This window comes from Sporosarcina sp. FSL K6-3508 (assembly GCF_038615825.1).
GTDB lineage: Bacteria > Bacillota > Bacilli > Bacillales_A > Planococcaceae > Sporosarcina > Sporosarcina newyorkensis.
Genome location: NZ_CP152016.1, coordinates 3,239,214 through 3,261,802 on the forward strand (window position 1 = coordinate 3,239,214; position 22,589 = coordinate 3,261,802).

The following is a 22,589-nucleotide window of genomic DNA, read 5'->3' on the forward strand; positions in this document are numbered from 1 at the left end:
ATGCAGGAGGAAAAAAATCTCCTGCAGAAAAAATGCGGAGGGATCCTATGGTAATCGAATTATTAACGTCTCATGCTTCAGTTCGTCGATATAAGGATGAACCGATCACAAAGGAAACTGTAACAGAATTAGTCCGGGCAGGTCAGCATGCGGCCAGTTCACACTTTGTACAGGCTTGCTCTGTCATCTATGTAACAGATACCGAAAAGCGCGGACAATTAGCGGAGTTATCTAAAAACCGACGTCAGTTTTATACAGCGGGTGCAGTCCTCGTTTTTTGCATGGACTATAATCGTTTGTCGCATGCCGCTCGCTTGCACGACAGGGAAATCGACTTTTCCGTCGCTGAAAATGTCTTGGTTGGCGCAATTGATGTAGGCTTATTCGCACAAAATGTCGCGATTGCGGCCGAATCAAAAGGCTATGGCATCTGCTATATCGGTGGCGTTCGGAATGCAATCGAAGAGATTTCGGAAGTACTTGAATTGCCAAAAGGTGTCGTCCCTTTATTCGGCATGTCGATCGGTGTGCCGAATGAAGCAAATGGAGTTAAGCCGCGTCTTCCTGTAGAAGCTGTGTTACATGAAAACAGCTATAATGAGGAGAAATACGCTACTATTTTGCCGGCATACGATGAAATTATTAAAGAATATTACGCAACTCGCGACTCCAATCAAAAGGAATCGACGTGGACAGAACAAATGGCGGACTTCCTAGAAAAGCCCCGCCGTCTGGATATCAAAACGTTTTTGGAGAAACAAGGCTTCCTATTTAAATAACCGAGAAAGACAGGAGTGTAAATGAATGTCAGTAGATGAAGTACTGGAACTACTGCAGAGACGGATGACGGATGGAACGTTCATTCGAGCTACCATTAGTCGTCCGCGTTTGAAGTCGAATGAAATTAAACGAATTAAGCTGAAGCCTCTCGAACTAAAAGGTGAATTTTATATACAATTTGAATATCAGCATGAGCGCATCCTTAAGCATGAGAATGTTGCCCTAGGGGAGATCAAACAGCCTTTGCGGCATGCTCTGGAGCATTATAAACAATTCCATATTGAATTAACGGATGAGACGATACAGATTCAACTTTCGAAGAAGATGAAGGTGTCTATCAAACGAATCTTTCTCGATACAGAGAAGACCGTTGACTATGCGCATAACCGCAAAAAGCATTATGCGCTGACAGAAGGCACTCCTTACCCGTTCCTCGTCCGGCTCGGCGTCCAAACACCAGAAGGGAAAGTAAAGAATCAGAAGCATGACAAGTTTCGGCAGATCAATCGTTTCGTTGAGTTGATTGATGATACACTTTCCTATTTGCCCAAAGACCGAACGATCCGCATTTTGGACTTCGGCTCCGGAAAATCATATTTGACGTTTGCGCTCTATCATTATCTGCGAATCGAAAAAGGTTTGGATATCCGTGTCACAGGATTGGATTTGAAAAAGGAAGTAATAGAGGAATGTCAGGAGATTGCACGCGATTTACAGTACGATCAATTGGAATTCTTGGTTGGCGATATCAATGAATATGAAGGGGACACTGCAGTCGATATGGTCGTGACACTTCACGCATGTGATGTGGCGACGGATATGGCGCTCGCCAAGGCGGTCACATGGGGAGCATCCGTTATCCTGTCCGTTCCTTGCTGCCAGCATGAGTTGTTTTCCCAATTGGAAGCACCTGCACTGGATGTTATGCTGCAGCACGGCTTGGTGAAGGAACGGTTCGCCGCTTTAGCTACGGATTCGATCCGTGCACAATTGCTTTCATTGGTCGGTTATGAAGCACAACTTGTAGAATTTATCGATATGGAGCATACTCCAAAAAACATTTTAATCCGAGCCTACCGTGATGGTCTGCGACCTGATCAAGCTCAGATTGATCGCTACGTTGCATTCCGTAACATGCTGCAAGCAAAACCATTTTTAGAAAAAGAATTAGAATCGTTGCTCAAATTTATTCCGAATGACAATAGCAGAGGCATTTAATAAAAATAAGGCCGTCAGCAGTACAAGAATAGTCGCAGCTGCCAAGTTAGCGTATTCGGCAAGCAATGATGAATCCATCGTCCAATAATAGATTTGCATCGGCAACACCGTGAACTTATCAAAGATACTCATCGGGATCGGCATTAGCAACGCTGGTATCCCGATGACTACTAGCGGTGCGGTTTCGCCTATCGCACGAGACAAAGCCAGAATGGATCCTGTCAAGATACTAGGCAACGCGACTGGTAACAAAACGGAACGAATGGTTTGCCATTTCGTAGCGCCTAATCCATAAGATGCTTCTCCAAGGAAAGCGGGAATCGCACGCAATGCTTCCTGACTGGACACGATTACAATTGGCAAGACTAGCAATGACATCGTCAATCCCCCAGCCAGCACAATATTTCCGAAATCGAGCGCCCGAACAAATATTGTCATCCCTAAAATTCCATAGACAATAGAAGGAACCCCTGCTAAGTTCGCGATATTCGTTTGGATCAGCTCACGCATCTTCCCCTTTTTCGCGTACATCTCCAAATAAATGGCCGTTCCAACCCCTACTATTGTCGTAATTGGAATAACTACTGCCATGAGCCATAATGTCCCTAAAATCGCGCCTTTGATCCCTGCCTTTTCAGGCTGTGTAGAAAGGCGGCCAGTAAGGAAATCCGCGTTCAACCATCCAATTCCTTGTTCGATCACACGATACAACAGCACGAAGAGCACCAGCAGTCCGAATAAGGAAGCCGACAGAAAAACAAATTTCGCGAGTTGATTGCTGATCATTCGACCTCGAAAACTTCTCATACTCACCACTTAGTACTCCTCCTTAAACTTCTTGGAAATATAACGTGCCAACATATTCATTACAAGCGTGAACACGAATAACGTCATGGCAACAGCATACAAACTATAGTAGATTGTCGTGCCTGCAGAAGCATCGCCACCCGTCACCTCAACAATATAGGCGGTCATGGTTTGCATAGACTCCGTAACATCCAGTGTAAAGTTTTTCGAACTACCGCTCGCAATCGTGACAATCATTGTTTCTCCAATTGCTCGTGAAATTCCCAATACAATGGAGGCGATAATGCCCGAGAGTGCTGCTGGAATGACGACTTTACGAGTTACTTCGAGCTTGGTGGCACCTAAGCCAAATGCACCGTCGCGTAAAGAGTTTGGCACAGAACGCATGGCATCTTCTGATAAAGATGCAACCATTGGGATAATCATAATTCCCATGACAATCCCCGGACTTAATAAGTTGGTTGCTTGGAGACTCGGAATCCAGTCACGCAAGATTGGCGTTACGAAAGTGAAGGCAAAAAAACCATAGACAATTGTCGGAATTCCCGCAAGTAGTTCTAGGGCAGGCTTCAAAAACTTTCTCCACCTCGCAGAAGCGTACTCACTCAAATAGATCGCAGTCATTAAACCAAATGGAATCGCCACTGCCATCGCAATTAATGTAGAAAGAATGGTCCCTGTCAGGAGTGGCAAAACGCCGAATTGGGGAGTTTGACTTAATGGTTTTAAGACCGTCCCTGTGAAAAACTCTAATATGGAAACTCGTTGAAAAAAGCTAATTGTCTCGGATAATAAAACGATGACAATACCAATCGTTGTGACGATCGATAGAAATGTCAGCAAAAACAGGCCAATCGGGATCAATCGTTCGCGTGCCTTCCGACGTTGATGCCGTTCTGCTATCTGTCGGAAGTGGATGTCTTTTGAGTTTTCTTGCCTAGTAAGCATTTCTTCACTCCCTATATGTAATACGGGAGTGAGATAGGATATCTCCTCCCGCATCGTCCATCTTATTTAGACTCTTGTAACGTTCGTAAGTATTCTAAGTTCTCGATTGCTTCATTCTCAGGGATTGGAGCAAATCCAGTTTCTGCTGCGAATTTATTCATATTTTCTATTAAATAATGCGTGAAATCCAAAACTTGAGGTTTTTCCTTTGCGTGATCCACATTCAAATATGTGAATACAGGACGAGTGAATGGTGCGTATGCCCCATCTTCCGCGATGGTATTCATGGCCGGTTCCACTGCACCCTTTCCAAAGTCTACACTGACTGCTTGCAGTTGATCTTCGTTGTTTACATAGTAACCGTAACCGAAGAATGCAATTCCGTTTTTATCTTCAGACACTAGATTCACTAATGTAGAGTACTCTTGCTGTAAATTGATATGGTCGCTCATATCTTGTTCTTCCAACACTTTTTCATAGAAGAATTCGTATGTTCCATGGTTTTCATTAGGTCCCATTGGCTTGATCTCTTCTGCTGGCCACTCTGGATTGATATCCGACCATTTCGTTACACCGCTATCCGCTACGAAAATGCTGATTAATTGTTCTGGCGTCATTTCAGTTGCCCAGTCATTCTCCTTGTTGATGACAAACGTCAATCCATCTAGCGCTACTTTCAATTCTTTTACTTCCATGCCAAGTTTCTCTGCTTCTTCTTTCTCTTCATCTTTTATTGGGCGAGATGCATCGTTAAAGTCTGTACCGTTTTCTGTAAGGAACTTTTTGAAGCCTGCACCTGTTCCTGCACGACTGACTTCCACTGAGACGTCTTCTTGTTCATTGATCATATATTCTTCGGCGATTTTTGCCATCAATGGATAAACCGTCCCTGATCCATCAATGACCACACTTCCTTCTAGCTTTTCTGGTTTGCTTGCCTGCTCCTCATCTTGATTCGATTCGTTTGCGTCTGCGTTGCCGCACGCCGCCATGAATATAGCCGCAAATAACATTCCTACCCACCATACTGCCTTTTTCTTCTGCATGCTGATCGCCCTTTCCATTCGTTTAATCGTTTCTACAATTACGACTATACTAGGCGAATGTAAAGCCAGTGTGGATCGTATGTAAAGGTTGTGTTAATTAGCGAAAAAAAAAGAAAAAGCAAGGAACAGGATCGAAAAATCTCCATCCATTCCTTGCTTTTTCTCTTATTTTGGTAAGTGTTCAATGATACTATCGACAGCTTGTTTGATATGTCGCGGCTCTGTCCCTAAATTCAGGCGAATAAAGCCTCTGGATTTTTCACCGAACCATTCACCATAATCGATTGCTAACTTACATGTATCCTGTACAAATTCTTTAACGCCTTCTGGATTGATATAAGGACGCAAGTCAATCCATAATAGATACGTTCCTTCCAGCGGACTGATAACCAATTCCGGCGCATGCTCTGCAAATTGTTCCACTGCATAACGTTCATTCGATTTCACGACTGCACGTAAACCTTCCAGCCAATCCGCTCCGTGTCGGAATGCCGCTTCAGAAGCCGTCATACCAAGTAGATTCACTTCCGTCTGATTGACTGACTTTACAAATCGATCGAACTGTTCGCGCAACTCTTCATTCTCTATAATAATTTGTGAAGTCAAAAGCCCCGCCAAATTAAATGTCTTGGATGCTGCCGTTACCGTAACGATGCGTTCCGAGAACTTACCGTCCGCTACAATTGCAGATGGAAGATGCGTGTGATCATCAAATGTCATATCATGATGGATTTCATCAGAGACGATTAGGACGTTATGTTTATCACAAATCGACAACAATTTTTCTGCTTCCTCCGCAGTCCATACACGTCCAACCGGGTTATGCGGCGTACAATGAATGAACAACTTCACATCATTATCGATGATTTGCTTTTCAAAGTCTTCAAAGTCGATAGTGTACTTGCCACCAGTATTAATGAGCTCACTACTCACAAGTTTTCGTCCAGTGTCCTTCACCGCATTGCTGAACGGGTAATAAACTGGCGATAAAATAATGACTGCATCTTCAGGTTTCGTAAAGGCATTCACAAACCAGTAGAGTGCCGTCACCACACCTGTTGAAAAACGCATCCATTCTTTTTTCACTTCGTAACCATGACGTTCGCGCTCCCAGCCAATGAAGGCTTCGTAGTAAGAATCGGGTGCATATGTATAACCGAACACGCCATGGTCCACTTTTTCTTTAAGAGCTTCTACAACTTGCTCAGGTACTTTAAATTCCATATCCGCCACCCAAGCAGCCAGCAAATCGGCGTTACCAAATCGCTCCTCTAACTTATCCCACTTCAATGAATTTGTCCCTTTTCGTTCAATTGCATACCGCTCCAAAAACTCTTCCTTTTTCATATATAATCCTCCCAGTCGCTTAAATTTTCACACCTATCAGTCTACTCAGATTGTACCATACGTACCGTTTCGCTTCCTCTCTAGGCGCTAGGATTTTTTTCGGCATTTCCAAATCAAAGAAGATAATCAATAAGTGACGAAAACCATTTGGTCTTCGTCACTTATTTCATGTTTTATACCTTCCGATCCGAATATATACTCATCGCATCTCGCATGAACACCGCGAGCCCTTCGCCAAACTGATCGATGTTTTGTGTGAAACGTTCATCCGCCACGTACATTTCCCCCAGTCCTTTAAAAGCAGCCAATGAATAACTGCCCATCTGGTTTAATAACATAAACCATTTCTCAATGGCTTCTTGTGCTTCATTAGAACCTGGCTCCAAGTGGCGCAGTTCGGCAAGTTTGAAATATATTCGATTCATCTTTTCCTGCATTTCTTCATTAAAGTTATGCTTTGTCTGACCTACCGCCTTCTCTCCCCATCTCGCCTTCGCTTCCTCTTCATATGGGTTCGTACGGAAATCAAACCCCTTAAACTTCTCTTCATTCGTCATTTTAGTTTCCCCTCTCTCTGATTGAATCGTTCGATCGATCGTAGCTAGCATGATCTCTAGTTGCGACTTTTTATCGAGCAACATATCACGCTGCAATTCCAACGCCGCCACACGTTCAAATTCTGGGCTTAACAGTAACTCTTTAATTCGCTTCAATGAAAATCCTAGTTCACGAAAGAACAGAATTTGCTGCAAATCGGCTAGATTTTCATTAGAATACAAACGATATCCTGCTTCCGTTACGTGATCAGGTCTGAGCAATCCAATATCATCGTAATGATGCAGTGTCCGGATGCTGACACCTGTCAGTTCAGCTACTTCCTTCACTTTCATCTGTTCCGCCTCCTTTCTATTCCTACTATAAATCCTAACGTAACGTGAGAGTCAACCAGTTATTTAAAACTATAATATGTAGTGAATAAGTCTTCCACTTTGAATGATTCAGATAAGTAAGTTAGTATAATGCTAGAGAGATGACTTTACATAGTGGAAGGAGAAATTTCATGTCCCAATCATTTAACGCACTTGTAGTAGACAAGCAGGAAGGACAATTTTCAGTACAGGTCCAACAACTTTCATTGGACGATCTGCCTGAAGGTGACGTGCTGATTCGCGTCCATTACTCGGGCATCAATTATAAAGACAGCCTCGCTTCAATACCTAACGGAAACATCGTGCAAAACTATCCGATGGTGCCTGGTATTGATTTAGCAGGGGTTGTAGTGTCTTCAACGGATGAACGATTCAAAGAGGGCGATGAAGTCATTGCAACGAGTTACGAAATCGGTGTGTCGCAATTCGGAGGGTACAGCGAATATGCGAGAGTCCAAGCGGATTGGGTCGTTCCACTTCCAGAAGGACTTTCATTAAAAGAAGCAATGATTATCGGGACAGCAGGCTTTACGGCGGCCTTGTCTGTTCAGCGTCTCGAAGAAAATCATGTATCGTCTGATAAAGGAAAAGTTCTGGTTACAGGGGCGACTGGCGGAGTCGGCAGCTTTGCAATTTCATTTTTATCAAAGCTTGGCTATGACGTGGAAGCAAGCACCGGCAAACAAGAAGAGCATGCGTACTTAAAGTCAATCGGTGCTAAATCGATTGTTTCGCGCGAAGAAGTCTATGACGGAAAAATTCGTGCACTCGGCAAACAGAAATGGGCTGCAGCGGTCGATCCGGTCGGCGGTGAGCCACTAGCTTCATTATTGAGCCAAATTGAGTATGGCGGATCAGTAGCGGTGAGCGGTTTGACAGCAGGTACGAAAGTTCCAACGGCCGTGTTCCCATTCATCTTACGCGCGGTCAATCTGCTCGGCATCGATTCTGTCTATTGCCCAATGGATACACGTAAAAAAGTATGGGACCGTTTAGCAACAGATTTGAAGCTGCCGGACTTGGAACAGCTTGTGCAAAAGGAGATTTCATTGGACGAGTTGCCTGATGCACTGCCGGTTTTATTGCAAGGCGAAGCACGAGGTCGGATGATTGTGAAATTGTTGTAAGTTCAAAAAGAGCCATCCTCACACTTAAATGTGTACCGGATGGCTCAGTTTTGTATGTCACCGTTCTTTCTTCAATAAATAAATCGTTTCATTGTATTCACGCTCAATGTCAGCATTCTTTCGGTATGTTGCCAAACTGACGATATACGTCACGATCAGACAAACGATAAATCCTGGAACGATTTCATAAAGTGTATCAGAAAGGACTTTAAAACTGCCCCACACACCGACTGTAATTGCTCCAGTCACCATACCGCTCAACGCACCTTGAGCCGTAATTTTTCTCCAATAAAGAGATAAGAGGATCACCGGTCCAAATGCCCCTCCGAAACCTGCCCAAGCAAACGAAACTAGTTTTAAAACTGACTCTTTATTTGGCCATGCAAGAACTAACGCGACGAATGAAACGAATAGAACCGCTGCACGCCCTAAAAAGACATACTGCCGATCTGACGCATCCGACTTGAAGACTGCTTTGTACAAATCCTCTACCAACGCGGAAGATGTAACGATCAATTGGGATGAAATTGTACTCATGACCGCGGCCAATACCGCAGCCAGCATAATTCCTGCGATAAGAGGATGGAAAAAGATTTGACCTAGGACAATGAATACCGTTTCGCGATCCGCCAGCACAGCATCATTTTGCTGAAAATACGCTACTCCTACCAACGCGGTCGCGATGGCGCCAATCAAACTCAACAGCATCCAGCTAATTCCAATACGTCTAGCACTTTTCGTCTCTTTAACTGACTTTATCGCCATGAAACGCACAATAATATGCGGCTGACCAAAATAACCAAGCCCCCATGCGAGCGAGGATATAACTCCCAATACACTTACACCGGACACTAAACTAAACAGTGCCGGGTCTACTTGGCGTATACTTTCCACTGTTTCCGTAAAGCCCCCTGTGATGAAAACTCCTACTGAAGGCACTAGGATAAGCGCTAAAAACATAATCAGCCCTTGCACGAAATCAGTGTAGCTTACTGCCAAAAATCCGCCGAATAACGTATAGGCTATGACAACTGCGGATACGATCAACAACCCTGTATGATACTCTAAACCGAATGAACTGTGAAAGAACTTTCCCCCTGCCACCATTCCTGAAGAGACATAGAAGGTGAAAAATACTAAAATGATAATACCTGAAGCAACGCGCAGCAAGCGAGAGGTATCTTTCAATCGATTCTCCAAGAAACTTGGAATCGTAATTGAGTTATTTGAAACTTGTGTGTACACACGCAAACGCGGTGCCACCAAAAGCCAGTTTAAATAGGCTCCTATCGTCAATCCAATGGCAAGCCACGCCTCACCAAGACCGCTTAAGTAAATCGCACCCGGAAGACCCATCAACAGCCACCCCGACATATCGGAAGCACCAGCACTTAACGCCGTGACTGCGGGACCAAGTGAACGTCCGCCTAGCATATAATCCGTCAGATTGGATGTCCGTTTGAACGCGTACCAACCGATAAATAACATCGCTGCCATGTACAAAATAATCGAAATAAGCTGATACGTTTGTTCCGTCATACAATCTCCCTCCTTTTTCTAACCAACAAACCTATTTTACCTTATCCACAAGATACTTTGAACCGTAATTCCAATGTGCGTATATTGAAACAATTATTCCCGACAATATTCCCCGGGAAATGATTTCGTACGACAAATTCTTTGTCGATACAATCTTGTTAATTGTAGTTTCACAGTTAATCTTCTCCGTTCAAACTATTTTGAAACCTTCTTCACTTTCATAACGTATAAATACAAACAAAAGGAGGAGATTGTATGTTACACACGACAACAAATACTTTACAAGGAAGAACAATACAAACATATCATGGGATTGTATCAGGAGAGACGATTATGGGAGCGAATATTGTACGTGATATTTTTGCATCTGTCACAGATATCGTGGGCGGACGCAGCTCTGCCTACGAAGGCAAACTGACAGAAGCGCGTGAAACTGCTATTGAGGAGATGTCTGAAAAGGCTCGTCGTATGGGAGCGAATGCAGTGATTGGCGTGGATTTAGATTTTGAAATGGTGCGTGAAGGTATGATGATGTGTATTGCGACCGGAACTGCTGTTACGTATCGCGACGGGGAATAACCATCAAATAGTTTGCCGCTCTGGATAATTTATTGGAGGCGACACGTTGAGGAAAGTTGGTAAATTTATGATGATCACTGCTTTAACTTTGATTGCTAGTTTTTTAGTACTCATTGGTATCAGTCATGTGAATCACCAAGCAAAACTCAAAAAAGAGAACGAGAAATTTATTCCAACTGGCGTGTTGATAGAAGTGAACGATCATAAAATACATGTGTATACGGAAGGTACCGGGAAAGAAACCTTGGTATTTTTATCGGGCAGCGGTACGAGTTCGCCGACGTTGGATTTCAAGTCACTGTATTCATTATTAAGCGATACACATCAAATTGCAGTTGTGGAAAGAGCCGGTTATGGATTCAGTGAAATAACGGATTCGCAACGTGATATAGATACGATTCTGTCTGAGACGAGAGAAGCTCTATTTCAGGCTGGAGCGGAGGGGCCTTTCATTTTATTGCCCCATTCTATGTCAGGAATTGAAGCATTGCATTGGGCACAGATCTATCCGGATGAAGTAAAAGCCATCATTGGTTTAGATATGGCCGTCCCCGGCGTGTACGAACAGATGAAAATCAATATGCCCCTAGTTCGATTAGGTAAGCTGGTTGCGGATATCGGTGCAACAAGATGGTTTCCTGCATTATCTCAAAGTGACGCGATGAGGTACGGGACATTGACGGAAGATGAGAAAGAACTATATGAGGTGACCTTCTACCGAAGGACCGCCACTCAAAATATGCTCAATGAAGTCATTGAAATTAAAGACAATGCGAAGCGTGTACAAGAAAGTTTGCCTGTTGAAATTCCGATGCTGTTGTTTGTATCGAATGGGCAAGGTACTGGCTTGGATAAGAGTAATTGGGTCGGTTTTCAAAAAGATTTTGTTGCCGATCAAAGCAATAGTAAATTGATAGAATTAAACTGCTCTCACTACGTTCATAACATTGAATCTATACAAATAGCTGAGGATTCCACACGTTTTATCGAGATGATGAACAACCGGTAGGAATATAAAAAAGAGAGGTTCAATTGCCTCTCTTTTTCTCATCTCTGTTCTTTCGGACAAAGCTCCTGTAAAAACGTAACAGATTGCCGAATCAGATCTTTCAGCACTTCCACATCGATATCCAGCACTTTATTAATATAGACGCAGGCCTTGCCGCTCGTATGCTTGCCGAAACTCTCTAGTAACTGTTCCCGTTCAGGATCACCTGTTGCAAAGTATAGGCTGATCTTGGCTTTACGCGGAGAAAACCCCACGAGTGGTGCTTCCCCTTCATGGCCCGTTTTATATACATAATGATAGGAGCCGAACCCGATAATGCTAGGTCCCCACATCTTCGCTTCATGACCCGTGGTTTCAGTAAATATATCAAGCAAGCGGTACGCATCCTCTCGCTTTTTCAGATTCTCCACTCTCTCAATAAATTCAATTACACTATCGTCCGTTTCCTTCGTCTTCAACTCATACATGAGAATTCAGCCCCGTTCATCCCAAAATTTCTGCCACTCGGCCGACTTGTCCATCCTCTAACCGCACTTTAATCCCATGCGGGTGAAAGCTTGAATTAGTCAATATATCCTTAACGACCCCCTCCGTTTTCACACCGCTTCGCTGATCCTTTTTCAAGATGACTGCTACCTGCAGCCCTGGCTTGATGTCCGCTCGATTTTGTCCATTCATAAATTAAACCGCTCCTCTTTTTATTCAGTGTACCATAACCAATTCCCCTTATACTCGTATTGGTCTCTTACATGAGCTAGAAAATTTAACAGTAATGAAGGACCTTCACACGCCTCACTTTCAAGTACTTCTAATGAAGGAAGGTAAAATGCATGATACAATAAAGTCTATCAAACTAGGAGGGGATAAGTATGCGATTAACAGTATACCTAGCTGGGGAGATTCACACGTCATGGCGAGATGAGGTCAAGCAGCAGGCAGAAAAACTGCAGCTGCCGGTCGATTTCGTCGGTCCGATGGAAGTTCATGACCGCTCGGATAACGTCGGGGAAGAAATTTTAGGGGAACAGCCCGATCCAATTTTTAAAGATGCCGCTGCTTCAAGCTTCAACAACTTACGTACCGAAATCTTAATGAAGAAATCAGACATCGTTATTGCTTTATTCGGTGAGCAGTACAAGCAGTGGAATACCGCAATGGATGCGAGTGCAGCCGTTGCATACGGCAAACCACTCATTTTAATTCGTCAGAAAAACCATCATCACCCATTAAAAGAACTATCACGCAAAGCTCATCTAACGGTTGAATCTGTCGAACAAGCCGTCCGCGCTTTGCAGTATATTTTTGAATAAAACAGGGAAGCAACCACGACTGGTTGCTTCCCTGTTCATTTATTTTTAATAAGTTTTTATAAGCACCTCCTCACTCATCGCATCTTTACAAACTCTTAACACACCCTTCACACTCACTCAACACATCTCCTGTACAGTAAAGTTAACGAACAAATGGAGGTTTTCGACAGATGGTACTAAAAGAGCGGATTGAAGAACCGAAACTTCGCGTGATGAATAATGCAAACTGGAATAAGCCGGTGTATCAAGCAGATAAATTAAATCTTTGGTATGGAACGTCACATGCACTTAAAAATTTGGATATGACGATTCATGAAAAAGAAGTGACGGCGATTATCGGTCCTTCCGGATGCGGTAAATCCTCTTTTCTCAAGACGCTAAATCGGATGGTGGAACTGCAAGCAGAAGTCCATATTTCCGGCACATTGACATTCATGGAGGAAACCATTTTCTCTCCTGCACTGCCCGTTGAGCTATTGCGCACGAAGGTCGGTATGATTTTCCAAAAGCCAAATCCTTTTCCTAAATCTATTTTCGAAAACGTTGCATTCGGTCTGAAAATTCAAGGGATCCGTCAAAAGGATGTAATAGAACATGTTGTAGAAGATAGCTTGCGTAAAGCAGCATTATGGGATGAAGTGAAAGACCGACTGCAAAAGCCTGCAATGAGTCTATCGGGTGGGCAGCAGCAACGTCTGTGCATAGCCCGCGCGTTAGCTGTTTCCCCTGAGGTGTTGCTGATGGATGAACCAACTTCTGCCTTGGATCCGATCTCTACTCATAAAGTCGAGGAACTCATCACTCAACTCAAACAGGAAGTAACGATTGTCATTGTGACGCATAATATGCAACAAGCTTCCCGTATTTCTGACCAGACTGCGTTTTTCTTAAATGGAGAAATGATTGAAATGAACTCCACTCCAATTATTTTTGAGCGTCCAACCGATTCATTGACGGACGATTATATCAACGGTCGCTTCGGTTGATTAATTGCGTATTTCTTCTGCAAATTCCAACTGCCCTTAAACTACTTCAGATGGTAGAATAGATGTATAGAAGCAGTCAGGAAGGGGCAGCCGAATGTCGCGTAAAAGAGGGATTCGCCAGCAATATATTAATGTATTTCTCGTATCATTGTTAATCGCAGTGATCGGCATGGGCAGTATGTATAAATACGTCAAAAGTTCTTGGACAGATTTGGAAGAGGCACGTCAAGAATCCTTTGAAAAGGCTCAATTGGTAGAGCTTATTTCGAATTCTATCCAGGACTTATTTTTTCGTATCCGCGGGTATTATTCATTCCAAATAGAAGGTGAACTGAATGGTGCATTTCAGGCATTTCAGGATATCCATACCTATTCACGTCAATACAAATCACTTTCTCTTAATGCAGAAGAACAAAAGATGATTGGAGAAATCGATAACTTTCTAACAGAATATGAAAATGGGACGTTTCCAAAAGCCATCCAACTTGTTGCAGATAACGACTACGAGGGGTTGCGTGAACTTGCAAAAAACGGATCAAATTTATCCGTAAATCGCTTCATCGAATATGCTAATGAGTATAATCTAAATGCGCAAGAAGAACTTTCCCAGTCTTATGCTCAAACGAAAAAACAAACCAATGTTTTCTTTTTACTTATCACCTTACTCAGTTTCGCTTTTTTGCTTATTCCAATCTACATGGTTTGGAATGTAATAAATCGGGTAGTACGCCCAGTAGAAAAAATCACCTACGCAGCGGATCAATATGAAACCGAAGGCAAAATACTTTTCCAACCCATTACTAGAGAAGATGAAATAGGTGCTTTATCTCAAGCTATTCATAAGATGATGCAGCGCATCCAGACGAACGAACAGGAACTACTTGCTCAGAATGAAGAATTGATCTCTCAGCAGGATGAGCTGTTCAATCGACAGACAAAAATGGAATATGCCCTGTCTGAAGCACGCTTTTCGCGTGTTCGCTTGGAACGATATAACGGTCTCAGTCATTTACTATCGCTTTCATTGGATAAACAAGAAGTCTGTGATCAAACATCGGATTATCTCGACACAATCTATCAATCGGATCTCAGCTTCCTTTGGTTCCCAAAAAGTAATGTCTCTTCACTGAAAGGCATGTCTGAAAAATTCTTTGAAGAGGTCAAACAAGAGCGGATGGAATACATAAAGCTTCGACTTGAAAAAGAGCCTTACTTCGTGATCAAACGGGAGGCGGATTATGAGAAAGGCGTTGCAGGAAATACGACGTTCGTTTATGATTTCGTGGCGGGTATCTACAATTCTGAAAACGAATTAAACGTTATCTCCATACTTTCTCGTATTGGTAAACCCTTCACTGAAGACGATCAAACAGACCTTTATGGATTGCTTAGAAGAATCGCGATCTCAGTGGATCGGATTGAACAATACGAATTGATCAGCCATGAACGTCAGCTTAATCAGAACATCCTAGACAATATTAATGAAGGAATTCAGTTTGTTTCCAGCACTGATGAAGACGATCAGTACAATGCCGCCCTATTCGAACTGCTGGGCATGGAGCATAAGAAATGGCCCAGAGACAAATGGACAGAATATTTCTTACAGCGAATCAGTGAGCCCGAACAATACAAAAAGTTTTTGAATGAAGCGCTTGATCCGGAAAATCAGGAATTCAGAAATTATTCCTATATTGTTTCGCTGCCATCCGCAGAATCACGCGTCATGAACGTCTACAGTGTACCGATCGTCATTCAAGGAGATAAAGTCGGTACCATCTTCGTGCATCGGGATATGACACACGAGCATGAAGTGGACCAAATGAAGACCGAACTGGTCTCTACAGTTAGTCACGAACTACGCACCCCATTGTCTAGTATTCTCGGTTTTTCCGAGTTGTTGCTGAATAAGGAAATGGACGAAAAACGAAAAAAACGTTATTTAGAAACTATTTATAATGAGGCTACACGCTTGACTGCACTGATCAATGATTTTCTGGATCTTCAACGCATGGAATCAGGCCGACTGGCTTACACGGTAGAAGAAATATCTTTAGTCGATCTTATGCGGCAAACAGTGGATAATTTAGAGATCCAATCCTCATTGCACAACATCAAGATCCAAGATATTACTTGTGCCTCTATGGTTGCTGCCGATCGAGATCGAATGATTCAGGTTTTCACGAATATACTTAGTAATGCCGTTAAATTTTCTCCAAACGGCGGTGATGTAAATGTGACATTGTGGAATCAACAGGATTCAATCATCCTGTCGATTACAGACCAAGGTATCGGAATCCCTAAAGAAGACATCAGTCATCTTTTCGAGAAATTTTATCGATTCGATAATAGTTACAGCAGGAAAATAGGTGGTACAGGTCTTGGTCTGTCCATTTGCCAAGAAATCATAAAAGACCACAACGGGCGAATCTGGATAGAATCAGAAGAGAACGTAGGTACGACGGTATTTATTACTCTTCCCCTAAAACAGCAATTGCCAACGGGGCCTGTCAATTTAGACAAGCCACTTGTGAATGTAGTAGAAGACGACGTCAATATTGCATTGTTATTGGGAGAGGAATTGGCAAACAACGGATTTTCAGTGATCCATCATTCAACAGTGGACCAAGCGTTTAGTTGCATGCAAAGAATGCAGCCAGCCGCTGTCGTAGTTGATTTAAAATTAAGCGGCAATGAAAATGGCTGGGAGTTGATTAGAAAGATGAAAGAACAGAAGGAAACTGCTTCTATCCCAGTCATCATCTCTTCGTCTTTGGAAAAAGAGCCACAGCTGATGAAAGAATTTAAGATTGAACATTATCTAACAAAGCCATACTCACTTCAGGATCTATCTTCGACACTCATGGAAACTGTCCAGCGTGCAGACGGCAGGATTTTATACCCTGACAGCGAGTAAAAAATGAGCTGTTCGAGAAGTCATTTTGACTTTTCGGATGGCTTTTGTTTTGTATACGAAAGCTTTTTATTTATTCTAAGTATACGCATTGTTGCGGAAGGGGTAAGGTGGTCTGCTGCTCCCTTTTCCAACCGTGCAAAAAAAGGCTGTCACTTCAAAGACAAAATATCTTCCAGCGACAGCCTTTTTTATGATATTGATTCAGAAAATCGAGTTCAGTAATTCAACCAGCTCATTCGGACTAAAAGGCTTGGGGACAAAATACGCAGCCCCTCTTTCTATGGCTGCCTCCTGATCTTCCCGCTGCGCTTTTGCTGTCAGCATGATCACAGTAGTGTCGAGCTGGAGCGGTTGTATACGCTCCAGTACTTCCAAACCCGTCATATGAGGCATCATATAATCCAGAAGAACGGCATCATACTGATTTTCTTGGATTTTCCGCAATCCTTCCAGCCCATCCTCTGCCTCGTCGACTTGAAATCCCGCGAATTCTAATGTATCTGTCAGCAGCATACGTAAAATTTCTTCATCATCTACAACCAACACTTTCTTCTCTGCATATGACATGGCGCGGTCTCCCTTCTATTCTCTCTTATCAAACAAACGATTGGCCAATTTTTCAATACGACCTAGTACGTCTGCCGGCTGAAACGGCTTGATAATATAGTCGTCCGCCCCTAACCATAGCGCTGCTTTAATATCGTTTGCACTCTTTCTTGCTGTCATCATTGAAACCGTCACATTTGTTTTGGCGTGGTCGCTTTTTAAACGGCTCAACACTTCTAGCCCATCCATTTTCGGCATAACACCATCCAACAACACTATAAAGTAGTCATCTGGCGTATACCAGTCATCTTCGAGAAAAGCCGGACCATCTGAATAGGTCTTTACAGTAAACTCAATATCAGGTGATTGCAATTCCAGCAAAGTTTGCTGAAGAATTTGCCGAATAAATGAGTCATCGTCTACAATAATGACCATCAACTTCCGCTTGACCATACGCTTTCGCTGATCATACAGGATGGTTCGGTTCCTGCCTGTCCGCTTTGCTTCATATAACGCTTGATCTGCGGCTGAAATTAGCTCTTCTGTATCACCCTGATAGTCAGCACTGCCAGCTGAAAATGTCACATTGAATGATTGGTCGCCTGAATTGAAGGAGAGTGGATTAAATTTATTGCGAATGCGCTCCACTACATGAACCGCCTCATCTGCTTGGAGATTAACGAACAATAAGGCAAATTCCTCTCCGCCATAACGGAAAACATAGTCACCCTCGCGTTTTTCATCATGGAGAATTTCACCGAATTTCCGTAATACATCGTCACCTGCTGGATGCCCATATAAATCATTCACTTGTTTAAAATGATCTAAGTCTACCATCACTAAAGAGAATGTTGTATCTGACTGATCTGCTTTTTTCGCAAAGTTATTAATGACTTCATCGAAATAGCGACGATTACCAATACCCGTCAGACTATCTGTAATAATACTGCTGCTAATTGCATGTTGTCGTTGCTGCCGATTAAACAAATAAGGGAAAAAAATGTCCATATCAAACGGCTTTGGAATAAAGTCCATAGCCCCTCTTCGATAACTCTCAATCTCGTTTTCTTTAGTAGCCTGCTCGCTAGTGAGAGCTACCATCGTATTTTTCTGTCTAGCCGTATCTGCAATTTGATCAAGAACTTCAAAACCTGACATATCCGGTAATTTTGTATCTACAAGTATTATACTCGGCCGCATGGAATAAAACTGCTCGATTCCCCGCTTGCCGTTCAATGAAATAATTACTTGGGCGCCCATTTTCTCAAGCAGTTCCTTTAAGTAAGAAACAAACTCTAAATCGTCATCAATAATTAAAATAAATGTTTCTTGATCTAATTGATTAATGTAGCAGTCCGGTAATTGGAATTCTTCTTTTTTGACAGCTTCAGAGCCATCAAAATGAGAACGAATACGATTTTTCAAGTTTTCCAATGATGACACAGGAATCTTCTGATCATTGGAAGAAGACAAGATTTCTAGCTGAGATGCACAAAAAAGAGACAACTGTTGTAATTCAATCGTTCCGGACGTTCCTTTAAGCTTATGGAGGAAGTAATACAATTCGCGCTCTGTTAAGCTACCTCTTGCTTCCCAATCCTTAAAGATGTTCTCCGTTCGTTGCGCCAACATATCCTGGTACTTTTTTTGGTTCATTTCCTTCCCCCCTCGTCCATCGGAAGCATTTCCCCATCGATTCATAATCAAGTTCCTTTTATCTATTTCCCTATATGAAAATGAAGCTGGAAACACGTATATGCCTGTTTCCAGCTTCATTGACGTTACTTATTCCAAACCCATTTCCTCTTTCACTACGAATGAAATCCGTTCCGCATATTCTGCGCATTGTTCTTCCGTCGTCGCTTCTACCATCACTCGTACGAGTGGCTCTGTACCTGATGGGCGTACAAGCACACGTCCTTGCCCAGCCATTTCCCGTTCGACTTCATTGATGACGCTGACGATACGGATGTTCTCCATAACCGCATGTTTATCGACCACTCGGATATTTACAAGTTTTTGGGGATATACTTTCATTTCACTGGCCAAATCGGATAGTTTTCTGCCTGTTTGCTGCATGATATTAACTAATTGTAATGCCGTGAGCAGACCATCGCCTGTCGTATTATAATCCATGAAGATGATGTGGCCCGATTGTTCTCCGCCTAAATTATAATGATTTTTGCGCATTTCTTCCACGACATATCGATCACCGACAGCCGTTTGTACACTTTTCATTCCGCACTCTTCCAACGCTTTATAAAACCCTAGATTACTCATCACAGTAGAAACGATCGTGTCCGCTTTCAAACGACCCTTGCTATGTAAGTATCGGCCTACAATAAACATGATTTGATCGCCATCTATAATATTTCCTTTTTCATCTACTGCGATGAGACGATCTCCATCTCCGTCAAATGCCAAACCGATATCTGCGTTCTTTTCAATAACCAAGCCTGCCAATGTCTCGGGATGCGTTGATCCAACACCGTCATTAATATTTAAGCCGTTCGGAGAAGCACCCATTGTTGTCAAATCGGCATCGAGATCAGCAAATACATGTGTCGCCAATACGGAAGTAGCTCCGTGTGCACAATCCAACGCAACGTGAATTCCTTCAAAATCTTCATCCACAATTTGTTTTAAATACTGGATATATTTTTGTCCGCCTTCAAAGTACTCTGTTATCGTTCCTACCTGTCCACCAATTGGACGCGGTAACTTGTCTTCCTCTTCATTCAGCAGCTTTTCAAATTCTGCCTCTTGCGCGTCGGTCAATTTAAAACCGTCCTCGCCAAAAAACTTGATGCCGTTATCCTCTACAGGATTATGAGAAGCCGATATCATAACTCCGGCTTGTGCATTCATCACTCTTGTCAGATAGGCGACGCCAGGTGTACTGATAACGCCAAGTCTCATGACTTCCGCTCCTACTGACAATAATCCTGCGATCAAAGCATTTTCAAGCATAGCCCCAGAAATTCGAGTGTCTTTTCCCACAAGAATTTCTGCCTTTCCTTCTACATCTCTTGTGAGTAAATATCCGCCAATTCTACCTAGTTTAAACGCAAGTTCTGGTGTCAGTTCGGTATTTGCAATACCTCGGACTCCATCTGTACCAAAATACTGTGTCATTTTAAATTCTTCCTTTCGATCATATCCTAATTGAATCACTGGTATTACGAATCTCAAGCTTTCGTTTTTGCTTCGACAAGTTGTACGTCAAATACGGCACTTCGAACTGCCAATTTCCATGAAATTTCTTTAGGTGCCTCTACAAGTAAAGGCCCGGAGACTTCACCTTCCGCATTTACATTGGCTGCATCAATATATACCGCTATATCTGTTTGTTTCAATCGTTCGACAACGGCTTTATCCCCTGTTACTTGTAACGACACATTGCCGTTGGACGGTTGCTTAATAGAAGCAGTATAAATGGGATCAAGATTTCTGACTGATATTGGGATGTCCGTAATTTGCTGTGTTACTTGCGCAGTGGTCGGGGTGGTCGGGGGTGTCTCGGCTTCAGGTTCTTCCGTATCCCCCATTGTTACTTCTTCCTCCACCGATTCTTCGCTCTCATCAGACTTTGTTGAATCGCCAGATACTTTAACTTGTACTTTTATTTTATTCGGTGTCACTTTACTGACGCCTTCTGGCTTTTTAACATCCACTTCGAACTTACCAGATTTACTCACTTTCGAAAGATCGACCTCTACTGGTATTTCATTAATGGCCTCCACTGCACTTTTTGCACCGTATACACGAACCAATTCATCTACTGGTGTCAAGCTTTCAATTGTCAGCTCATCTGCCGCTTTTCCCTTCCGAATTAACTTTACCGGTACCTCACGACTGTATTCCTGTACATCCACCTTGACTGTCACTTCTTCTGGATCTAATAAAACAGACATTTTATTCAAGTCTCGGTCCAAAATACGAACCCGTGCCTTTTGCTCAAAAGACTTATTCAAATTGTTGTCGCCAGTTACCGACACTTTCACAAAACTGATGGCTTCCACAATACTCTTTGCACCTGTCACGCTAATAGTAGCCGGTTGAACTTCTATATTTTTCACTTCATAACCTTCCGCAAGTAATCTTGTATTCATTTCGGGATCTACGCGGAATGATTGTGTCACTTTCTCTTCAATATTGACATGCACGGTTGCGGGATCCAAACGAACGTCCAGCTTGTCGGATAAGTTCTCTGCTTGGATCCGTACAGTATGTTCTCCCAACGTCAAATTTTGCAAGTCCAACTTCAATGTGAAATCTTTCAGCACTTTTGTTGTCTGCACAATATTGGCAGGCCCTTCAATTGTTAAATTGACCATTTCCGGAACGCCTGTCACGACTAGGTTTTCTGTATCATAATATACCTCTACCGGAACATCTTGAATGAGAGCGACAACATCATTTGCTGTATTGCGGCTCGTTTGATCTTCGGCTTTTACTGTAAAAAACAGCATAATAGCCAAAAACAGAGCAATCAGACGCAGAGACCAGGGGCTGTCCATGAATTTATCCATTTTTTCTCTTCCCCCACTTCCATAGAGAAGTATCCGCTTGACCGACTTCGCTTCCAAACCATGAAATCCTTAATAACTTTTCAAATTCATCCATGTCTAAATGACGGTTGATATCCCCGTCCACCGTTAAGCTGACGGCACCCGTTTCCTCAGACACAATAATCGTTACGGCATCTGTCACTTCGCTGATGCCAAGCGCAGCACGGTGTCGCGTACCAAGTTCCTTCGAAATGAACGGGCTTTCAGATAACGGCAAGTAACAGGCTGCAGCGGCAATGCGATTTTTAGTTACGATAACCGCACCGTCATGCAACGGAGTATTCGGAATGAAAATGTTGATCAGCAATTCGGATGAAATATGCGAATTCATCGGGATACCCGTTTCAATATATTCGCTTAAACCCGTTTCTTTTTCAATTGTAATTAAAGCACCGATCCGGCGTTTAGCCATATAACTGACTGATTTGCTGAAGGCACTCACTAAACGGTCGCGTTCCTCTTCTTCCTGCATGGCAGTGCGTGCAAACAGTCGGCCTCTCCCTAATTGCTCCAATGCCCGGCGCAGTTCTGGCTGGAATATAATAATTGCAGCTAAGAAACCCCAGCGGAGAACTTCTTCCATCATCCATTGAAGTGTCTTTAATCCCAGCCATTCGGTGAGGTAACGTCCGATCAAAATAACGAAAATACCCTTCAATAATTGGACGGCTTTCGTTCCTTTAATAATTGTAATTAATTTATATAGTACAAACCAAACAAGAAGCACATCCACAATATTTTTCAGAATTTCCATTGGTGCTAATGTTGTTACCTGCTCCAAAACCGGCATGTGCTTCCCCTACCTTTTACAAAAGTTCTTATTCATCTAGTATAGCATAATTTCCAGCTAACATGCCTATCTAAAGGGTGTCCTACTATTCGACAAACGACAAAAAAGTGATGCAAGAGCTTTGCTGCTCACATCACTTATCA

At 42.8% G+C, this 22,589-nt stretch carries 21 protein-coding genes; 8 read left to right on the forward strand and 13 right to left on the reverse strand.

The annotated features are described in order from the left end of the window. Positions 1-47: 47 nt before the first annotated feature. Positions 48-779, forward strand: coding sequence for an oxygen-insensitive NADPH nitroreductase (nfsA, locus tag MKX97_RS16085; RefSeq protein WP_342536482.1), 732 nt, complete (start codon positions 48-50; stop codon positions 777-779). A gap of 25 nt (positions 780-804) precedes the next feature. After that, on the forward strand, positions 805-1,998 hold the full coding sequence (locus MKX97_RS16090; protein WP_342536483.1) for an SAM-dependent methyltransferase: 1,194 nt from the start codon (positions 805-807) through the stop codon (positions 1,996-1,998). On the opposite strand, the gene pstA is transcribed toward MKX97_RS16090, so the two are convergent. The 5 genes from pstA to MKX97_RS16115 form a co-directional block, all read right to left on the reverse strand. Next, on the reverse strand, positions 1,948-2,805 hold the full coding sequence (gene pstA / locus MKX97_RS16095; protein WP_078818369.1) for a phosphate ABC transporter permease PstA: 858 nt from the start codon (positions 2,803-2,805) through the stop codon (positions 1,948-1,950). The genes MKX97_RS16090 and pstA overlap by 51 nt on opposite strands. Before the next feature lie 9 nt (positions 2,806-2,814). Then, complete coding sequence (gene pstC / locus MKX97_RS16100) at positions 2,815-3,753, reverse strand: phosphate ABC transporter permease subunit PstC (RefSeq protein ID WP_050804720.1); 939 nt, start codon at positions 3,751-3,753, stop codon at positions 2,815-2,817. Positions 3,754-3,815: 62 nt separating this feature from the next. Further along, positions 3,816-4,799 carry a PstS family phosphate ABC transporter substrate-binding protein gene (locus MKX97_RS16105; protein WP_342536484.1) on the reverse strand — a complete coding sequence of 328 codons (984 nt, stop codon included), beginning with the start codon at positions 4,797-4,799 and terminating at the stop codon, positions 3,816-3,818. Positions 4,800-4,964: 165 nt separating this feature from the next. After that, positions 4,965-6,146, reverse strand: a complete 1,182-nt coding sequence (locus MKX97_RS16110) for a MalY/PatB family protein (protein ID WP_342536485.1) — start codon at positions 6,144-6,146, stop codon at positions 4,965-4,967. A 173-nt stretch (positions 6,147-6,319) separates the two neighbouring features. Beyond that, a complete protein-coding gene (locus MKX97_RS16115) occupies positions 6,320-7,036 on the reverse strand; it encodes a MerR family transcriptional regulator (protein ID WP_342536487.1) in 717 nt (238 codons plus the stop codon). A gap of 170 nt (positions 7,037-7,206) precedes the next feature. On the opposite strand from MKX97_RS16115, the gene MKX97_RS16120 reads away from it, so the two are divergent. Next, a complete protein-coding gene (locus tag MKX97_RS16120) occupies positions 7,207-8,202 on the forward strand; it encodes an acryloyl-CoA reductase (RefSeq protein WP_221836280.1) in 996 nt (331 codons plus the stop codon). Positions 8,203-8,259: 57 nt separating this feature from the next. Here the strand turns inward: MKX97_RS16120 and putP are convergent, their stop codons facing one another. Then, positions 8,260-9,741, reverse strand: a complete 1,482-nt coding sequence (gene putP / locus MKX97_RS16125; protein WP_009498939.1) for a sodium/proline symporter PutP — start codon at positions 9,739-9,741, stop codon at positions 8,260-8,262. A 255-nt stretch (positions 9,742-9,996) separates the two neighbouring features. On the opposite strand from putP, the gene MKX97_RS16130 reads away from it, so the two are divergent. Together MKX97_RS16130 and MKX97_RS16135 are read left to right on the forward strand one after the other, a co-directional pair. Beyond that, the gene (locus MKX97_RS16130; protein ID WP_009498940.1) at positions 9,997-10,320 is read left to right on the forward strand and encodes a YbjQ family protein; all 324 of its coding nucleotides are present in this window, start codon (positions 9,997-9,999) and stop codon (positions 10,318-10,320) included. A gap of 46 nt (positions 10,321-10,366) precedes the next feature. Then, on the forward strand, positions 10,367-11,329 hold the full coding sequence (locus MKX97_RS16135; protein WP_342536488.1) for an alpha/beta hydrolase: 963 nt from the start codon (positions 10,367-10,369) through the stop codon (positions 11,327-11,329). Positions 11,330-11,367: 38 nt separating this feature from the next. On the opposite strand, the gene MKX97_RS16140 is transcribed toward MKX97_RS16135, so the two are convergent. Then, on the reverse strand, positions 11,368-11,796 hold the full coding sequence (locus MKX97_RS16140) for a DUF1801 domain-containing protein (protein ID WP_342536489.1): 429 nt from the start codon (positions 11,794-11,796) through the stop codon (positions 11,368-11,370). A 16-nt stretch (positions 11,797-11,812) separates the two neighbouring features. Beyond that, entirely contained in the window at positions 11,813-12,007 is a 195-nt protein-coding gene (locus tag MKX97_RS16145) for a YwbE family protein (protein WP_009498944.1), read from the reverse strand. A gap of 191 nt (positions 12,008-12,198) precedes the next feature. On the opposite strand from MKX97_RS16145, the gene MKX97_RS16150 reads away from it, so the two are divergent. From MKX97_RS16150 to MKX97_RS16160, 3 genes are all read left to right on the forward strand, one after another. Then, positions 12,199-12,639: a YtoQ family protein gene (locus MKX97_RS16150; RefSeq protein ID WP_078818297.1), complete on the forward strand. Its 441-nt coding sequence runs from the start codon at positions 12,199-12,201 to the stop codon at positions 12,637-12,639. A 212-nt stretch (positions 12,640-12,851) separates the two neighbouring features. Then, positions 12,852-13,625 (forward strand): phosphate ABC transporter ATP-binding protein PstB, encoded by a 774-nt coding sequence (gene pstB, locus MKX97_RS16155; protein WP_246602653.1) that lies wholly within the window; start codon positions 12,852-12,854, stop codon positions 13,623-13,625. A 94-nt stretch (positions 13,626-13,719) separates the two neighbouring features. Beyond that, on the forward strand, positions 13,720-16,539 hold the full coding sequence (locus MKX97_RS16160; protein ID WP_342536490.1) for an ATP-binding protein: 2,820 nt from the start codon (positions 13,720-13,722) through the stop codon (positions 16,537-16,539). A 201-nt stretch (positions 16,540-16,740) separates the two neighbouring features. On the opposite strand, the gene MKX97_RS16165 is transcribed toward MKX97_RS16160, so the two are convergent. The 5 genes from MKX97_RS16165 to cdaA form a co-directional block, all read right to left on the reverse strand. Then, a complete protein-coding gene (locus tag MKX97_RS16165) occupies positions 16,741-17,106 on the reverse strand; it encodes a response regulator (RefSeq protein WP_009498948.1) in 366 nt (121 codons plus the stop codon). Positions 17,107-17,121: 15 nt separating this feature from the next. Beyond that, complete coding sequence (locus MKX97_RS16170) at positions 17,122-18,741, reverse strand: diguanylate cyclase (protein WP_040759911.1); 1,620 nt, start codon at positions 18,739-18,741, stop codon at positions 17,122-17,124. A 129-nt stretch (positions 18,742-18,870) separates the two neighbouring features. Beyond that, complete coding sequence (gene glmM / locus MKX97_RS16175) at positions 18,871-20,220, reverse strand: phosphoglucosamine mutase (protein ID WP_040759912.1); 1,350 nt, start codon at positions 20,218-20,220, stop codon at positions 18,871-18,873. 53 nt (positions 20,221-20,273) lie between these two features. Next, the gene (locus MKX97_RS16180; RefSeq protein WP_009498951.1) at positions 20,274-21,617 is read right to left on the reverse strand and encodes a CdaR family protein; all 1,344 of its coding nucleotides are present in this window, start codon (positions 21,615-21,617) and stop codon (positions 20,274-20,276) included. Beyond that, the gene (gene cdaA / locus MKX97_RS16185; RefSeq protein ID WP_009498952.1) at positions 21,610-22,446 is read right to left on the reverse strand and encodes a diadenylate cyclase CdaA; all 837 of its coding nucleotides are present in this window, start codon (positions 22,444-22,446) and stop codon (positions 21,610-21,612) included. The genes MKX97_RS16180 and cdaA overlap by 8 nt, the downstream gene beginning before the upstream one ends. Positions 22,447-22,589: the final 143 nt, after the last annotated feature.

Excerpts from the sequence above, each read along its gene's own strand:
- MKX97_RS16115 (WP_342536487.1), bottom strand. The coding sequence starts at position 7,036 with ATGAAAGTGAAGGAAGTAGCTGAACTGACAGGTGTCAGCATCCGGACA.
- cdaA (WP_009498952.1), bottom strand. The coding sequence starts at position 22,446 with ATGCCGGTTTTGGAGCAGGTAACAACATTAGCACCAATGGAAATTCTG.
- MKX97_RS16165 (WP_009498948.1), bottom strand. The coding sequence starts at position 17,106 with ATGTCATATGCAGAGAAGAAAGTGTTGGTTGTAGATGATGAAGAAATT.
- pstA (WP_078818369.1), bottom strand. The coding sequence starts at position 2,805 with ATGAGAAGTTTTCGAGGTCGAATGATCAGCAATCAACTCGCGAAATTT.
- MKX97_RS16090 (WP_342536483.1), top strand. The coding sequence starts at position 805 with ATGTCAGTAGATGAAGTACTGGAACTACTGCAGAGACGGATGACGGAT.
- glmM (WP_040759912.1), bottom strand. The coding sequence starts at position 20,220 with ATGACACAGTATTTTGGTACAGATGGAGTCCGAGGTATTGCAAATACC.
- MKX97_RS16180 (WP_009498951.1), bottom strand. The coding sequence starts at position 21,617 with ATGGATAAATTCATGGACAGCCCCTGGTCTCTGCGTCTGATTGCTCTG.
- pstB (WP_246602653.1), top strand. The coding sequence starts at position 12,852 with ATGAATAATGCAAACTGGAATAAGCCGGTGTATCAAGCAGATAAATTA.
- MKX97_RS16105 (WP_342536484.1), bottom strand. The coding sequence starts at position 4,799 with ATGCAGAAGAAAAAGGCAGTATGGTGGGTAGGAATGTTATTTGCGGCT.
- MKX97_RS16170 (WP_040759911.1), bottom strand. The coding sequence starts at position 18,741 with ATGAACCAAAAAAAGTACCAGGATATGTTGGCGCAACGAACGGAGAAC.
- MKX97_RS16120 (WP_221836280.1), top strand. The coding sequence starts at position 7,207 with ATGTCCCAATCATTTAACGCACTTGTAGTAGACAAGCAGGAAGGACAA.
- MKX97_RS16140 (WP_342536489.1), bottom strand. The coding sequence starts at position 11,796 with ATGTATGAGTTGAAGACGAAGGAAACGGACGATAGTGTAATTGAATTT.
- MKX97_RS16160 (WP_342536490.1), top strand. The coding sequence starts at position 13,720 with ATGTCGCGTAAAAGAGGGATTCGCCAGCAATATATTAATGTATTTCTC.
- putP (WP_009498939.1), bottom strand. The coding sequence starts at position 9,741 with ATGACGGAACAAACGTATCAGCTTATTTCGATTATTTTGTACATGGCA.
- MKX97_RS16150 (WP_078818297.1), top strand. The coding sequence starts at position 12,199 with ATGCGATTAACAGTATACCTAGCTGGGGAGATTCACACGTCATGGCGA.
- nfsA (WP_342536482.1), top strand. The coding sequence starts at position 48 with ATGGTAATCGAATTATTAACGTCTCATGCTTCAGTTCGTCGATATAAG.
- MKX97_RS16145 (WP_009498944.1), bottom strand. The coding sequence starts at position 12,007 with ATGAATGGACAAAATCGAGCGGACATCAAGCCAGGGCTGCAGGTAGCA.
- pstC (WP_050804720.1), bottom strand. The coding sequence starts at position 3,753 with ATGCTTACTAGGCAAGAAAACTCAAAAGACATCCACTTCCGACAGATA.
- MKX97_RS16110 (WP_342536485.1), bottom strand. The coding sequence starts at position 6,146 with ATGAAAAAGGAAGAGTTTTTGGAGCGGTATGCAATTGAACGAAAAGGG.
- MKX97_RS16130 (WP_009498940.1), top strand. The coding sequence starts at position 9,997 with ATGTTACACACGACAACAAATACTTTACAAGGAAGAACAATACAAACA.